Source organism: Citrobacter sp. MGH103 (assembly GCF_001034475.2).
GTDB lineage: Bacteria > Pseudomonadota > Gammaproteobacteria > Enterobacterales > Enterobacteriaceae > Citrobacter > Citrobacter freundii.
The window spans coordinates 46,699-61,073 of record NZ_CP073044.1 but is presented as its reverse complement, the minus strand read 5'-3'; the positions used below and the strand labels follow the sequence as shown (position 1 = coordinate 61,073).

18 protein-coding genes are annotated in these 14,375 nt (G+C 47.2%); 3 read left to right on the top strand and 15 right to left on the bottom strand.

All coding sequences use genetic code 11. The features are described from left to right. Position 1 precedes the first annotated feature (1 nt). From SK33_RS23975 to SK33_RS23965, 3 genes are all read left to right on the top strand, one after another. Positions 2-1,285, top strand: a complete 1,284-nt coding sequence (locus SK33_RS23975; RefSeq protein WP_016487820.1) for a TrbI/VirB10 family protein — start codon at positions 2-4, stop codon at positions 1,283-1,285. Then, complete coding sequence (locus SK33_RS23970) at positions 1,282-1,527, top strand: DUF2274 domain-containing protein (RefSeq protein ID WP_006378741.1); 246 nt, start codon at positions 1,282-1,284, stop codon at positions 1,525-1,527. The genes SK33_RS23975 and SK33_RS23970 overlap by 4 nt, the downstream gene beginning before the upstream one ends. Positions 1,528-1,901: 374 nt before the next feature. Beyond that, a complete protein-coding gene (locus SK33_RS23965; RefSeq protein ID WP_015063151.1) occupies positions 1,902-3,083 on the top strand; it encodes a tyrosine-type recombinase/integrase in 1,182 nt (393 codons plus the stop codon). A gap of 24 nt (positions 3,084-3,107) precedes the next feature. Here SK33_RS23965 and SK33_RS23960 read toward each other — a convergent pair whose 3' ends face one another. The 15 genes from SK33_RS23960 to SK33_RS23885 all read right to left on the bottom strand — a co-directional run bounded on the left by SK33_RS23960 (position 3,108) and on the right by SK33_RS23885 (position 14,142). Further along, positions 3,108-3,452 (bottom strand): hypothetical protein, encoded by a 345-nt coding sequence (locus tag SK33_RS23960; protein ID WP_015063150.1) that lies wholly within the window; start codon positions 3,450-3,452, stop codon positions 3,108-3,110. Beyond that, positions 3,388-4,296, bottom strand: coding sequence for a hypothetical protein (locus tag SK33_RS23955; protein WP_022652181.1), 909 nt, complete (start codon positions 4,294-4,296; stop codon positions 3,388-3,390). The genes SK33_RS23960 and SK33_RS23955 overlap by 65 nt, the downstream gene beginning before the upstream one ends. A 10-nt stretch (positions 4,297-4,306) precedes the next feature. Continuing rightward, complete coding sequence (locus SK33_RS23950) at positions 4,307-5,266, bottom strand: DNA replication terminus site-binding protein (RefSeq protein WP_022652180.1); 960 nt, start codon at positions 5,264-5,266, stop codon at positions 4,307-4,309. After that, entirely contained in the window at positions 5,256-5,864 is a 609-nt protein-coding gene (locus SK33_RS26515) for a hypothetical protein (RefSeq protein WP_015063147.1), read from the bottom strand. Before SK33_RS26515 ends, SK33_RS23950 begins: the two co-directional genes overlap by 11 nt. After that, positions 5,857-6,303, bottom strand: a complete 447-nt coding sequence (locus tag SK33_RS23935) for a hypothetical protein (RefSeq protein WP_015063146.1) — start codon at positions 6,301-6,303, stop codon at positions 5,857-5,859. The genes SK33_RS26515 and SK33_RS23935 overlap by 8 nt, the downstream gene beginning before the upstream one ends. 16 nt (positions 6,304-6,319) lie before the next feature. Next, positions 6,320-6,856, bottom strand: a complete 537-nt coding sequence (locus tag SK33_RS23930) for a hypothetical protein (protein ID WP_015063145.1) — start codon at positions 6,854-6,856, stop codon at positions 6,320-6,322. A gap of 73 nt (positions 6,857-6,929) precedes the next feature. Continuing rightward, on the bottom strand, positions 6,930-7,187 hold the full coding sequence (locus SK33_RS23925) for a hypothetical protein (protein WP_015063144.1): 258 nt from the start codon (positions 7,185-7,187) through the stop codon (positions 6,930-6,932). A 7-nt stretch (positions 7,188-7,194) separates the two neighbouring features. Next, on the bottom strand, positions 7,195-7,731 hold the full coding sequence (locus tag SK33_RS23920) for a hypothetical protein (RefSeq protein ID WP_223203164.1): 537 nt from the start codon (positions 7,729-7,731) through the stop codon (positions 7,195-7,197). Between the two features lie 109 nt (positions 7,732-7,840). Continuing rightward, positions 7,841-8,110, bottom strand: a complete 270-nt coding sequence (locus tag SK33_RS23915; protein ID WP_015063142.1) for a hypothetical protein — start codon at positions 8,108-8,110, stop codon at positions 7,841-7,843. Between the two features lie 408 nt (positions 8,111-8,518). Further along, complete coding sequence (locus SK33_RS23910) at positions 8,519-9,475, bottom strand: hypothetical protein (RefSeq protein WP_022652178.1); 957 nt, start codon at positions 9,473-9,475, stop codon at positions 8,519-8,521. 176 nt (positions 9,476-9,651) lie between these two features. Further along, positions 9,652-10,587: a hypothetical protein gene (locus tag SK33_RS23905; protein ID WP_022652177.1), complete on the bottom strand. Its 936-nt coding sequence runs from the start codon at positions 10,585-10,587 to the stop codon at positions 9,652-9,654. 73 nt (positions 10,588-10,660) lie between these two features. Continuing rightward, a complete protein-coding gene (locus tag SK33_RS23900) occupies positions 10,661-11,581 on the bottom strand; it encodes a hypothetical protein (protein ID WP_022652176.1) in 921 nt (306 codons plus the stop codon). A 77-nt stretch (positions 11,582-11,658) separates the two neighbouring features. Beyond that, positions 11,659-12,594: a hypothetical protein gene (locus tag SK33_RS23895; protein ID WP_015063138.1), complete on the bottom strand. Its 936-nt coding sequence runs from the start codon at positions 12,592-12,594 to the stop codon at positions 11,659-11,661. A gap of 67 nt (positions 12,595-12,661) precedes the next feature. After that, positions 12,662-13,540, bottom strand: a complete 879-nt coding sequence (locus SK33_RS23890) for a hypothetical protein (RefSeq protein WP_015063137.1) — start codon at positions 13,538-13,540, stop codon at positions 12,662-12,664. A gap of 77 nt (positions 13,541-13,617) precedes the next feature. Continuing rightward, entirely contained in the window at positions 13,618-14,142 is a 525-nt protein-coding gene (locus SK33_RS23885) for a hypothetical protein (protein ID WP_022652175.1), read from the bottom strand. Between the last annotated feature and the right edge of the window lie 233 nt (positions 14,143-14,375).

Below are 14,375 nucleotides of genomic sequence, written 5' to 3'. Positions count from 1 at the left end.
CATGAGCCAGGATGACACTCCCGACCTTGCCGCGCCGCAGGCGGCGGGCAAGATCGCTCCCGAGGCGGTCGCGCTTCGCGCCCAGCCGCGCCCGGTCACGCGCCTGAATCGGCGCACGCTGGCCATCCTCGCCGGCGTCCTGGCGGTGGCCGTGCTCGGCGCGGTGATGTGGTCGCTGCAACCTCAGCGGCGCGGTGCGGGCGAGCAGACCGAGCTTTACAACGTCGATCGTGTCTCGAAGTCTGAAGGACTGGATGCGCTGCCGACGGACTACTCCAAGCTGCCGCCGGCGTTGCCGCCTGCCGTTCCCGAACTGGGGCCGCCGCTGCCGGGCGATCTTGGCCCGGCCATCGTGAAGTCGCAGCAGCCGGCGACGGCCGCCTACGCGGCCCCCGGCCACGACCCGAACGATGCTCTGCGCAAAGAAGCCGAAGCGGCCGCGGCCTCGTCCGTGTTCTTCCGCTCGGGAGGGCAGAATGCGGCGCCGGTGGCGCAGACACAGGTGGCCGCTGCGCCGGGCTTCGCCGCCAATGCGGTGTTTGACCCGCTGGCGGCCGGGCCGGTCTCCACGGCGGCCCAGCCTGCTGACCCGACAGCGGTGCAAAACCGGCAAGACCATAAAGAGGCTTTCTTGAAAGGTGGCTCCACTGAAACCCGTAATTCCGGCAATCTGACCCTGCCAACTTCGCCGTATCAGGTCATGGCCGGAACGGTGGTCGCAGGTGCCTTGGTGACGGGGATTAAGTCGGACTTGCCCGGCGACGTGATCGCCACGGTGACGGAGCCGGTCTATGACACAGCCTCCGGGCGCTTCCTGCTGATTCCGCAGGGTTCGCGCATCCTGGGCAAATACAACAGCCAGGTCAGCTACGGGCAGAGCCGCGTTCAAGTCGTCTGGAACCGGATCATCCTGCCGGACACGTCTTCGCTCACGCTCGACAACCTGGCCGGCACCGACCCAGCCGGCTATGCCGGGCTGGAGGACGATGTGGACTACCACTGGGGCCGCATCTTTGCCGGTGCGGCACTCACCACGCTGCTGGGCGTCGGTGCCGAGCTGGCCGCGCCGGAGAACCGGCAGGATGGTGATCGCGTCATCATCGCTGGGCGCGACAGCGCGCAGGACAGCATCAATCAGGTCGGCCAGGAGATGACCCGGCGCAACCTCAACATCCAGCCGACCTTAACGCAACGGCCGGGCCTGCCGGTTCGCATCATCGTCAACCGGGATCTGGTGCTGCGGCGGTACCAGCCGCTGTTCTTCAACCGGGGGACTTCACGATGAGCACGACCAAGAAGCTGCGGCTCGGCCCGCTGCCGAAGACCGAGAGCACCAAGCTGACTTTCGTTTGCCCGACCAGCTTGAAAGCCGACCTCGACCGCTACGCCGCGCTACACGCGCAGGCGTATGGCGAGGCCGTTGATGCGGCGACGCTGATCCCGCATATGCTGGAAGCGTTCATGGCGGGGGATCGAGGATTCAGGAAGGGCACGGCGACCCGCAGCACACCACCGAAGCCGCCATGATTGCACCGCATGCTATTCAACGGCATCCATCGAACGCGCAGCCCAGGCTGCGCGTTCTTCATTCTGGATGCCGCCGAGCCTGTTGGGCTATGATGATGCGACAGGCCCGCCGTTCCTCGGCAATCCAGCACTACACAGTGCGATGCGGCTTTCTCTCCCAACGCTCCTATGTCGCTCCTAGCCGACAACGCCGCTCTTCTTCTAAGCGGCCCCGAAAGGAGCTAACCTACTGTCCCATATACGGTTTCAAGTCCTTCTTGATTTGCGCGAAAGACTTGACACCGGCACTTTTTTGTTGCCCGGAACCTGTTCATAAGCAGGTACCGCAATGCTAAAATGGCTGTAAATAAAAACAGTGTATTCAGGTGGACACAATGAATAGCCAGCCAGTAACCAGACGGTTTGCAGACAACGATCTCCATCAACAATTGTCTACGGTTAAAGTTAATGACAAGCAACTGATGCGCCTCATCCGCTATTTTTCTCACCTGAAATACCATACGGCTAAGACGTATCTCCATTGGCTGCGTTCCTGGAATGAGTGGTATCAGGCAAATGCAGGAAAGGAGGTGAACGAAGATTGGCCCGCCAGCTCTCTCCCGGTGACTGAAACTCCACTGCTGGCCTATTTAGACCATCTTCAGAAGTCACTGTCACGAAGCAGTATTAAAGGGTGCCTGCATGCCCTGAACAGTATCCAAAGGAAAGCACTCGATCAGCCTGGGATCATCACATCTGAAGTGGGTTATATTCTTGCGGCCCTCGAACAGGCTGAAGCCCGAAAGCAGAAAGTTACCCGCCAGGCTACGCCATTCATGGTGACGGATCTAAAGGCATTGATTAAAGCACACAGTACGACGCAGTCGGTGCGCAAACTCCGCGACCTTTGCCTAATTTGGACAGGGTTTGAAACACTGCTTCGCTCAGCGGAGATCAGGCGAATTCGGATGGAAGACCTTGTGCTGGATGAAAAGACCGGCAGCTTTACCTTGACGGTATACCGGACAAAATCCACTGTCAGTACCCTGCTCACCTATCATCTGACCCCTAACCTCACAGCCACACTGAGAAGGCTGATGGGTATGGTCGGAAGGGATCAATACAGCCATCCGAAGGACTATCTCTTTCAGGCCGTTAACTTTCAGGATAACGGATATATGCCACCTGAATGGGGTTTACGAAGCCAGGGTAACGAAATCAATGCGCTGCTGAGAAACCATAACATGCCCTATCTGCCTACCCGAACCCCGCTCGGGGGAAATGGCGAACCCATTCCCGTCGAGGATGAGGGTATGCTTAGTAAGAACACGCTACTCCGGGCCTTTGAAGCGCTTTGGGAAGAGCTTCATCCGCAGGAAACGGGCACCCGATGCTGGACCGGTCACAGCGTCCGCGTAGGCGGTGCCATCGAACTTGCTCATGCCGGGTATACGCTCTTGCAGATCATGGAGATGGGTAACTGGAGCAACGCGGAGATGGTTTCACGCTATATCCGTAACATTGAAGCTGGTAAAAAAGCGATGACGCAATTCATGCGCGGAGCGCTGGATGAGTAGCGCCCATGCGGGCGCTGCTGAGGGTTATTTCTTACGGAAAGGATTAAACCGGTTCAGATCCTGAAGGGCGTCTTTCGGCGGCAGCATACCTGTGCGTTTCATTTTATAAACGCCGTTAAGCTTCATAGTTTGCACACCCAAGTTTAACAGTGCCACCAGCTTAAGCGTATACAGAAACGTGAATGCCGGGGCCATCTGGATAAAAATAAACAACAAACCGGCACACATCACCCTCAGCCACGCCGCATATTCCATGCTCAGCGGTCGCTTAAAATAATGGATTTCCAGTAATCCCACCGCCTTGTTACTGATCCACACCGCTGCCAGTGAGAGTAACAACACGATGCACACCATAATGCCCAGTTCCATGATCCTCACTCCCCGTCGTTTTTATATTTTGTGTTTCTGATTTGCCTGCTTTGGTTTTGTTTTTCGCCTTCTTTTTGGGTTTGATATGGTGGAACAGGAAACAATCCACCAGCACCCAGCCATTGGCATACCGGGCCAACAGCAATTTCTGCCCCGGATAATGAGCATGAAAAAGCATTTTCACATCGGCGGTATTCATGATCTGTTGCTTACGCTTCAGCTCCTCCTCAGGCATCTCATATTCCTGAATAAATGGTGATGACAACCGCTGGCGAAGCATACGAATAGCGCTGGCATTTTCATCGTGTTTAGCCAGACGGCCAAAACGCACAAGCGCCTTATGAGACACCTGGACAGGTCCCAGATGGGAATCAACCAGTTCATACTGCCAGAAATATCGCAGATCCACTTTCACCCAGCTGATACTGTCTTCCTGTGCAGCTTTCATTATGGTTCCCGACATCGGGACCATTGTCAGTTTGGTCAGACGTATGTGAATATAATCAGCCAGGGTCCTGAGGGACTCCGGTACATTATTGTTCAGCAGAAGCTGCTGAAGCCCCGGGGTCGACGTCTGCCAGCTCAGGTTGCGGCCGTCAGGTAAAAATTCAAAGTTTTGATCCGCTGGCGCCGATTTCGCATTGTTTTCCTTCCTCATGAGAAAGTAATGGCCACACAGTAACTCGGACCGTACCTTATCCTCTCCCGGGTCATGTCGGGCTTTACTGAGATCCACCGTCAATACAACACGGTTAATAGCGTCCTCGTGGTATTTTTTCACCCAGACACAGACACGATAAAGTCTCTCATCGAGCTTCTGGCTGGTAGTGGAGATCCATTGCATGCTTTTCTCCTCAGACCTTACTCATAATGAAAATGCCAAGATCCGCACCGGGTACAAGCTCCGTGTAGCTATGGTTGATCCTTCGTGCATTTGACGGTGCGTCATCCGACGCAGGCACCCAGTTCTGAAGACCTTTAAATGCTGGCTTTTGTCCAACAGCGAAAATGGGCAGTGAGGCTTTCACCACCTTGTAATCCGTCTCGGCGTATTTGCTACTTCCACGCTCCGTGCCTTCAGGACGGTATGAGAACAGATGCGCGATCGGAACCGGGAAGGTATTGGTCCGACAAAGACGTAACGCATCCCCGTCTTGTAGGACCTTTCTTTCAAGTAATGCCTTCGCCCTATCGATGTTCGCAACCACTGTCAGGTCAGTGGTCGCTGGCGATTTGACCGCTGCCGTACGACGCTTATCCAGCATCGCGATGAGCTCACTGGCGTTGGTTTTTACCTGGTTCCGGTTTAGTCGCCAGCAAAAAGTAACTTTTTTAAGCCGTGCCTCCACAAACATAATTTTGCGAGTAGACGCCACTGTCACAAGGCCGGGAAGTTTACGGTGAACTTCCTCAAAGCGGATGTGTTTCTGATCATTTACCCTTTTCATAGCTGAGGCAAAGTCAGTTTTGGCGTCGTTGATATCGCGAATAATTCTGCTCAGCAGTTCGGCACCCTCAGGAACAATAATCAGCCCCGGATATTTGGTCGTTACTTTCGTTGAATTCCTGCTGAGTACATCGATGTCATCGATACAAAAATCCTGAAATACACGGATAATGTCATCTACAGAGGCATCAGAAATAGTACTCACCTCAATTGGGGTAACCTCTTTCAGCCGCTCTTCGTGGCGCGTGACGGCCCCCACAGTCATCAGTTCCGCCATCACCGGCTGATGGTTATTCAGAAAGGCTCTGAGCTGTTCAATTCGCTCCAGAATCCGATCACGGTAGAAAGGTAAATTTTCACTGGACATTCATCACTCCGGTTTCAATAAAACAGCGCAACACCGTTACATCCTCAACCACTTCTGAAGATGCGATACGCAGCCGGTAGCTGTACTTTTCCAACACCTTCCGCAGTTCATCGGAATTGCCTGTTGTATAAAGGGGCAGAGGTTCAGCCTGCTGGCCGTCATGCCTGAAACAACGATTAAGGTCGGACAAAAGGCCAAAACTGACAGGCCTGTGTTGCAGATTGATACGCTGCCAGTCCAGCGGTACACCGAACTTCACCCACCAGCCCAGTCCAATAAGTTCATTTCGTATACTCTGCACATTACCCAAATCCGATACTGTAACATCCGGGATAACGCCATTACCTTCCACCAGCAAATGCATCACGCTCTTAAAATCAGGCTGACGACACTTTCTGGCTTGCTTCAGAATGGTTCGGATCGAACGCAAACACTGACGAGAATGCAAATTACGACGTTCAGCCGAACTAAGCCATCTGTTGATGAGTTCATTCGAATACGCCACCGGGCATTCCCCGAGGCCTGACCTTCCGTTTTCACGGACATACAACAGACAGGAGGTAGCTGCACTCACTACAGCGTCATATTTTTCATTCATGTTTACCCCCGTTAATATCAGAAATCTGGTTATCCGGAGTCAGGAACAAAGGCTGATAATGCAAGCGCCACGGATAATGTACCGTTAGGCCATCCGTGCCAATACGGTTCAGCCTGTAGCGGCCGTTCATTCGATCAACAGACCAAATGCCGGGAACTACAGGACGGCTCCACCGACAAACCGGTAAACCTCCGAGCTGAAGGGTATTCACCAGCCCTTTATCAATCTCGGTCACGCGTACCTTCAACAAGAAGCATAACCAGGGAGAGCACCAGATAAACAGCCAGACGGGCGCTAGGACAAACTTGTTTAGCAAATGCCCTGTCATCAACATCGCAGATAACAGCATAAAACTGATGATCAACCAAAAAACCATCCATCCTAACCAGGCTCGTGTCTCACAAAGTTTCCATTCCAACAGGTAAAGTCGCTTTTTCATCCAGAGCCCCCGGAACTCAGTGAATGACTGAGGTGTGCTGCATCAAAATAGGTGTGCGTGGCAAGATCTCGTTTCGCCACAGCTCTTGCGCTGACGTCCATCCATGGAGAATTCCGTTGCCACAGTGTGAATTGAACGCCATTACCTCATCATTTAGCTGATAGACAAGCCTGTCTGGCATCTCAAGGTACTCAGGCAGAGAAAGCAGTACGCCGTGGATCATTTCGCCAGTCAGCCTGGATAACGTCTCTTCTTCGTCGAGATTTACTGTTGGCATTGCAGATAGTGGGATAGAGAAACAGCAGAGATCCATACCCACAGCGTCATAACCAACATCAAAACCATCATCATTAAGCACAAATCGAAAGATAGCCTCAGGTGCCTGACCCAACTCGGGCATCGGTGCTTCAGGCACCTCTGTGCCGGTAAAATATTTTTCGGTCCAGTTGCTAAAGGGACTGGTAAACATCCAACAGAGCAGCGACAACGCAATGTCCGTTTTGAGTACTCGTTTCGTGCCAGACGCTCCAAAAGGATGAAGATTGCTTTTCATGATTTACCTGTAGATTGCTTTATTTACAGCTATTTAAACACATTCCGGATTTTCCCCAATAGGTTGCAAAACGCTAAAATTCGCAGATGCTGGTCCCCTTCTGTTTTAGTCGATGCTCAAGATAGATGCTGGCCAGATCGAGAGGATGATTTTCTTCGAGGCATGCCCGAACGAGATCTTCAGTTGATACAGATTCCAGTCCCCGGGTTTCAAGAATTTCTTTCGCCGTCGTCAGCGCCCGGGAGGCACTTCGACTTAACTGAATTTTCACCTGAGAACTGCTTTCACACAGGGTGTCAGCTGGTACGGTCTGTGAATCGGTATTGTACATAGGGGTATCACTCCATATCAGGGATCGAATGAAAATTGACTGCAAGAGACGTCTCTGGTTCACCGTTTTCCACAGTGCTTAGCCAGGTTCGGGCAGGAAGTTGTTGCTCACAGAGAAGCAGGTAACCTTCGCCCATAAGATGCTTTTGTCCCAATGCATGCAGTAGATCCCCTGAATATGGACCCAGAGCAGTTTGGGTATAAAACAACGCGCCTGCGGGTATTTTTTTAGACAACATGCTCATTAATACGATCTTCTCGTCCTCATTTTCGGGTAAAACGAGGATTATCCTGAACCCCTTGTTAACGTGTGATTGCAGACCTGCAACCAGCGACCGAAACCTGAGCGCATAAATGACCATCCTGAATCGGGTCATTAACAGTGTTGTAGCAGCAAAAATAACGACGACTGAGCCGAATTTTGACCGGTAAAACCACCAGTTCAGGCCACCGGCCACAATCAAAACAACCAGAAGCACAATGCTTCCGTAAAAAAATGCAGCCGGGAAACGGGTTCTTTTTCCTTCGAGGAGCGCCGACGCCATTATTACGCCCGTGATGCAGTACACAACCCAGTCATAGAACGATTCAGTCATCATTAGGTGCTTGTGTCTCGTATTGTTATAAAATCGGACGCCTGCCTTTATAAAGCCCTCAGCAATCGTGTCCCATACAGCCATAGACTTCGCTAAAATTGTCGCAACTGTCTGTTGTCACAAAGAGTTCCCCACGGCCTAAACGACGCTGTAGATCGGCCTTTACTTCAGCTGCCGGTTTGAGAAAAAGATACTCCAGCTGTGAGTCACTTCCCGAAGAAAGCAGCAACTCAATACTGAAATCAACATGCCGATAAGAGAACTGGCTTTGGTCGTGGGAAAAGACCGAGTTCACAGGGATATTGCTCAGACTTATGGTGGCAGGCATAGTCACTCCTTTGTTTTAAACAGTATACAAATCTCTATCGTTCCATTTTTCGGATAAGAGACCTATTTTCGCGAAACTAAAACAAAGTAAGTAAATTTTATTTATGCAGTCTCCAGCATGTAGACTGATTGCGGCCGGAAACGGAAACACGTGTCAAAAAATTGAAACTAACCGGAGCAGGAAAGGAAGCAGCAGAAAGAGTGTCATTTTGGATTGGAGTTGATGCGGAAGGTAACGGATGGTTTATGAAGAGCTGTGACCGGAGAGCAATGCAGTTAATCATATCGGTCAATGAGTACGTTGAAATATAGCGGATTAAAGAACAGATTTGAGGAATAAAAAAAGGCACGGATAACCGTGCCTTCTTGGGAGTATAAAAAACTGAAGATATAAAACTATCTTCAGCACTCATGCCGCAACGGAGACTTTAACCTCTGTAGCGGGGATGAGTTTACGTAATGTGGAGAATACTTCATAAATTAGATCCTGACGGTCATGGATTTTAACCCGGCCACCAGTCAATTCAGATACATTCACCCCTTGGTAAAGTTCATTAACGACTTCACCATCTTGATCAAGGACTCGAACATGAGCAACCATATGAAAGTAAGATTTTGCAGCATAACTTTCATAAATATCAATAATCGATTCATTATTACGACGTAAAACTACTTTGCCGGACGGCAGCGTTGTTTCATCCATATAACAATCGGTTAATTGATCGTCGAAATCGTCCTCTTGAAGTGAAATATGCAGACTCAGTTCGTCGGTAATTCGACGTGAATATGAATACTCACTAAATGTATAAGCGGCCATGCTTATATCACTGAAAGTGCGATAAGCATCATGAAGACCGGATGTTATTTCATCTGATACATAGTTGATAAGCCCAATAAAATGCGTATTCCAGAATTGTTCCAGTGCAAAACGGGCGATTAAAACCTGTCCATCAACTTCCATCAGTTTTTTGTATTCTTCACGATCATAGCCACCAGGTTGTGTGCTATCCGCAGAAAGACTTAGGATATCACAACAGACATCATCGTATTCAAAGCGGCTAGTCGCGTAGTGTTTACCAGAGATATCCAGATACTGACCGGAAACTTGGTCGAAGACCTCAAGGAAGTAAACCAGGCGCTTCTTGAGGGTATTAGCATCCAGTCCATCCAGTTGAGTAGCATTAAGCGTTTCCGCATAATGGTCCACAGACTGTCTTAATTCACTGGCTGATATACTGCAAGAAAAAGAAACCTCGTCGCCCTGGCAGTGAGAGACATTGATATGAATCTCTGTCTCATCAAAATCAATGCCAATGTCTGCCAGTACTGCACGAACGTAGTTTTGATTATCAGTATAATTAGTCATTTTCACTTCCTCAGGAAAATTGAAAGGAAGTGCCCCATAGGGGAGCAACTTCCCCAGTGGGTGGATAAAAATATGTTTTTCTAAATCATTCTATCCTGCCAGTTAAACAGGAAAGTGAACGCAATCATTTAGTCGAACAAAGTTACTTTTTACGATGAGGTGAGAATGAGGACCGGTTAAACACCGTCCCGAAACTCTTCAATCGCTTCATGGATCAACGCTGCTCTGTCACAGATTTGTACTCGGCCACAAGGTCCCACAGAAGAGAAGGTTCCGTGCGAGGATTCACACTTAACACTCCCATCACTGCCAGTGAAACGAACGTTCATCATAACCGGCACATCGTGTCCGGAACTTACGCAGGTATAAAGACGAATGAGTTTTTCATCATCGCAATACGCCCCCGTCGTGCCTTCAGACTCATTGAAACCAATGTAAAGATCAGGCATGCAAGCCGGGTATTCATCAGTGTTCAGCTCAAGATGCAACATCAGTTCATGATTTACACGACGGTGATATTGATATTGACCTAAACTATGAAATGAATTTTTAACAGACTTGATAACCTGAAGAGAATTAAATAGACACTCTGTTATTTTTTTCTCAAACTCATAGATAAAGTCGCCAAAATCAGAATGGAAAAATTGCTTCAGTGCATACCGGGCAATAAGAACTTTCCCGTCAACACTCATTCTATTCTGATAAATTTCCTTTCTGAGACCTTTCTGAAATTCATCATATTCAGGCAACGATTCTGAGGCCGCCAATATTGATGTTGCTATATCGAAAAATTTCATAGTGCTATGCGCATTATGATAACCACGAATTGTTATTTTCTGAAACCCAGACTTTTCATATACTTTAAAAAGGTATTTGATTTTATTCCGGAGAACTTCGGTTTCAGAATACGGCGCTTTATGTTTTATCAACTCTTCGATATATGAATCAAGATAGAATAACAAATCATCAGTCGCCACTTCTGCTTTGAATGAGAGTTGTTCAAAGAAATTAGACTTATCAAACAGTTTAATATCCTGTTGAATTACTGTCAGACCAAGTTGTTTTTTAAGCATGGCGCTAACAAAATTTATATCATCGTTTTCATTAAACATATCTACTTCCTCTTGAAAGAATAAAGGAAGCATCCCCTAAAGGGATTGAGCTTCCCTTAGGGTTATTTATTAATTACATGTAAAGCAGATCATCCGAATGCTCTGGAGCATACGAATTGATTTGCTTAAGCGAGTTATTTATAGCCTTTCTGTACAGCGATGAAGAATGCGATTGAACCATTTTGTACTCAGTGACGAGAAGAGGTGAAGTAAAGCAACCTAGATTCGCGTCGAGAGTTAAAGGGCCATCGTTGCAAGATTCAATAACAGCGTAAATGCGCCGCTTCATCACCCTACCCGACAGGTAACGATTAACATGGTTCAGGAACTTGTCAGCCCCAGAAATACTACTCACATCCCAGTTGGCAGAAATTATCTGGTCTGCAACTGAAACGGGTACCGGTTCAACTACTATCTGAGTATTGATTTGATGGTCAACACTGAAGAACCTGGTTAACACTTGTGGAACTGAACTTTCCGCAACCTTTTCTGTAACTGCGAAAATAAGCGGAAGAACCTGAGATAAGCGTGACCGTAACTGGCCATGAAGATGGCTGATGAAATTGTGACCGTTTTCAACCATACCAAGGATTAAATCCTTGTCTGCATTGCTGGAACGATAATAGACATAGTCCAGTTTTTCACGGTTCACACCTTCATTCAGCCAGTCTGGCTCAACATCAACAAGACGCAGGTGAGCTGCTGACACTGAAACCTCAAACTGCAAGGTTTCAAGAGTGACCGGCCCAGCCTTCAACAACGCAGCTCCTGAGCAATATTGTGCAACAGGATGGTTATCCACGTCAGGGCCCCATAAAGGCTCCCAGTCGCGCAGATAACGCATTAAATGCGGTTTTAAAGTCCGGACTGGAATATCAACCTTCACAACAAGACTCTGAATGACTCCGGTTTCCAGATTGACACTTTGGATCGCAGCACCTTCAAAACCCATCTTCACCAGCATCGCTTCAATTAATTTATAAATAGCTTTCATTTTATTGCCCTCGGTTAAGAGGGAATTCTCCCCAAGGGAAGAGTTCCCTCAGGGATTAGATAAGTTGAAAATAAGTTTTAATACCCGTAACGAATAGCGTGTTGTCTTTCTTGAAGGTAGGCTTCGTATTCATCTTTTCCGGATGCGAAGCACTCTTTAACAAAGACACCGCAAAACATTTTAAGATCATCTCTGGCATGCATTTCTTTATCTGACATGACTTTAGCATAATCAGACGTGTCGATATCCGCTAAGCGCCAACCGTACTTCATGTAAACACGATTACTGTGGGCAAAGCCTTTAAGATAGCGGCGTGCATTTTTGATGATCTGACGACTACCAGACATGTCGGATGACAAAAAGTCAGGTGCGATCATCGTTTCCAGAATATCAACTGGCAACCCCTTACAAAATATTTGAACATTATAACTATTGTAACAGTCATGATATTTAAAGTCCTTTATAAGACGGTCAGGTTGGTCAGTTGTTATCTTATTTAAAACATCAAGTGCTAAACGAATACCTTCCTTCATAGTTTCATGTAATTCTACATTCACAAATGAAAAGAAGGGACTCAGTCCTTCTTTGTACGTGAGATAGTCTTCACCAAAACGTCCATGTCGAGTTAAATGCAGCAATCGTTGCTTGTTATATTCACTATCAGTCACGTCGTAACTACCACCGCGCTGTAGAGTGAATCCTTCCTTGACAGTAACCGGGAATCTAATATGGTCAATAAAGAAAGACCGATTCTGCTTATTTTTCACTACATCTAACTGACGTTTAACACAATCCGTAATGTTCTGGTCTTCGAACCCAGGGAACGGGATATCTAAAAATATTGAACTGTATGCGTTAGCATACGAATGAAGAAAATCAAATGAAACATCGGCGTCACAGCGTATACCAGTAAATTTACCGTCACAACCAGTTAAGCAGATAACATTGCTGACCTTCACAGCGTGATTGCGTGACATCAGAAATGCATTAATGATTTTCTCGATAATTTTCATGTAATCCTCTCGTTATAAAAAGGGATTACGCCCATCAGGGGAGTAATCCCCAGATGGGTAGTGTTAATCAGAAATCAGAAAGACCTAAATCTTTATTTCGCCCTGATATCGTGGAAGATATAAGACGATTTACTCGTTTCTGTATACTGTATTCAGACGTCTCACTTATAAAAAGTGGTAATGACTTACCAAGAGACTGTCCATTTCGATAATAGTGACAGACTATATAACCATGTCTCCACCCTGTACTGATATAAGACTTAACACATTTGATAAAACCCGAAGCTGCCGCTTCTGTTCGTAAAGAGGTAAATGATTTCAGATACCGGTCCATTGAACATAGTGCAATAGCTTTAAGAGTTACCTCCAGCATTTCATTCCCGTACTTCACTCTCTTAATTAACTGATCTTCATTACGGTGCAAGAATGCATTCCGCAGTCCGGCAATCAGTATTAAAACTTCTCTGAGTAAAGTACAGAGTCTATTACGCACATATCTCATGAAGTCATCAAAATATAAAAGCCAGAAACAAGCAGCCTGGCTAATCAAGAGATCATGGGAACAAGCTAGCATCTTAGCCAGCTCGATATCTTCGGAACGAAGAGAAAAGTTACTTTCCTCAAACCGTTGTTGCTTTGAATTACACGTATAGAGTTCTATCCATACAGAGATAAATTCAAGCGATTCCATGTCTTCGCAGAGCAATTCAGCACTGCTGATACACTGCTGAAGTTCAAGGCCGATATCATACGATACCGGACAATCTTTCAGAGTCTCGACATAGTCAGGGACGAACCGCGATAAATGCGTTGTTTTCAGGTACAGGCTGAGATGCACTTGTGTCAAAGGATTTACAAGAGACTGTACAGGCATCTCAGTAATGGAAACCGGTACAACACCATCCTTTATCAGAACTGCATTGACAAGATCTGTAGCTAATTTCATAAGGCCTCCAGGTTAAATGCTGAGGGCCCCCCCGATGGGATTGGCCATCAGGGATGTAGTTAAAATATGTGATATGTTTATGCGCAAAGAGCTATGACATTGTCGATATAACTGACAAGAGATGGTCGCTCATCCTTTACTGCAAAATGACGAAGTCCATCCAGATTATATGCCGGTAGAAAATCGGCATAACCACGGGTACGAAGATCATCAACCACAAGTTTTAAATAATCAAATCTTCCAAGAGAACCTCTCAATGGGGGCCTTCCCGGTTTGGACAAAACTTCTAAAGCTTGTTGCCACGTGATATCTTCCGCTTTTCCTGTAGCAAGATTAAAATGCACATAAATGAATGCTTTATAATCTCCACGACAGGTAAGATAGTAATTCGGAAAAAAATATTTATCACAGCGTAACAAACATGTACCTGAAGGGCGAATTACATACAACAGGTTTTTGTCCTTATCTATTATGCTGTGTTTTAAAATCGTAAGGTCAACTTCACTATCATGAAGATAATAGCATGATGATGGTTGCTCAACGATACGAGATGAAATCACAGCAGCAAACTTATTAAATAAGTCTTGATTTTCAGTTTTCATAACAATGCTCTCTTATATTAAACGATGAGCATCACCCTAACGGTAATACTCCCGTCAGGGGTTTTGAGTTATATGGATATACCACGTCATACAACCGACCGTAGCCAGATGTACCGCACATTTATTTAACTGAGCAAGCATCTCAGCCGTAAAAAAAACCTGAATAACAGGTGATTTTCACGAAGGAAATCTAATTATCTGTTTAGTATTTATGAAATTAAACACTAAAGAGA

Coding starts and splice junctions, on each gene's coding strand:
- SK33_RS23975 (WP_016487820.1), top strand. CDS start 2: ATGAGCCAGGATGACACTCCCGACCTTGCCGCGCCGCAGGCGGCGGGC.
- SK33_RS23970 (WP_006378741.1), top strand. CDS start 1,282: ATGAGCACGACCAAGAAGCTGCGGCTCGGCCCGCTGCCGAAGACCGAG.
- SK33_RS23965 (WP_015063151.1), top strand. CDS start 1,902: ATGAATAGCCAGCCAGTAACCAGACGGTTTGCAGACAACGATCTCCAT.
- SK33_RS23960 (WP_015063150.1), bottom strand. CDS start 3,452: ATGGAACTGGGCATTATGGTGTGCATCGTGTTGTTACTCTCACTGGCA.
- SK33_RS23955 (WP_022652181.1), bottom strand. CDS start 4,296: ATGCAATGGATCTCCACTACCAGCCAGAAGCTCGATGAGAGACTTTAT.
- SK33_RS23950 (WP_022652180.1), bottom strand. CDS start 5,266: ATGTCCAGTGAAAATTTACCTTTCTACCGTGATCGGATTCTGGAGCGA.
- SK33_RS26515 (WP_015063147.1), bottom strand. CDS start 5,864: ATGAATGAAAAATATGACGCTGTAGTGAGTGCAGCTACCTCCTGTCTG.
- SK33_RS23935 (WP_015063146.1), bottom strand. CDS start 6,303: ATGAAAAAGCGACTTTACCTGTTGGAATGGAAACTTTGTGAGACACGA.
- SK33_RS23930 (WP_015063145.1), bottom strand. CDS start 6,856: ATGAAAAGCAATCTTCATCCTTTTGGAGCGTCTGGCACGAAACGAGTA.
- SK33_RS23925 (WP_015063144.1), bottom strand. CDS start 7,187: ATGTACAATACCGATTCACAGACCGTACCAGCTGACACCCTGTGTGAA.
- SK33_RS23920 (WP_223203164.1), bottom strand. CDS start 7,731: ATGGCGTCGGCGCTCCTCGAAGGAAAAAGAACCCGTTTCCCGGCTGCA.
- SK33_RS23915 (WP_015063142.1), bottom strand. CDS start 8,110: ATGCCTGCCACCATAAGTCTGAGCAATATCCCTGTGAACTCGGTCTTT.
- SK33_RS23910 (WP_022652178.1), bottom strand. CDS start 9,475: ATGACTAATTATACTGATAATCAAAACTACGTTCGTGCAGTACTGGCA.
- SK33_RS23905 (WP_022652177.1), bottom strand. CDS start 10,587: ATGTTTAATGAAAACGATGATATAAATTTTGTTAGCGCCATGCTTAAA.
- SK33_RS23900 (WP_022652176.1), bottom strand. CDS start 11,581: ATGAAAGCTATTTATAAATTAATTGAAGCGATGCTGGTGAAGATGGGT.
- SK33_RS23895 (WP_015063138.1), bottom strand. CDS start 12,594: ATGAAAATTATCGAGAAAATCATTAATGCATTTCTGATGTCACGCAAT.
- SK33_RS23890 (WP_015063137.1), bottom strand. CDS start 13,540: ATGAAATTAGCTACAGATCTTGTCAATGCAGTTCTGATAAAGGATGGT.
- SK33_RS23885 (WP_022652175.1), bottom strand. CDS start 14,142: ATGAAAACTGAAAATCAAGACTTATTTAATAAGTTTGCTGCTGTGATT.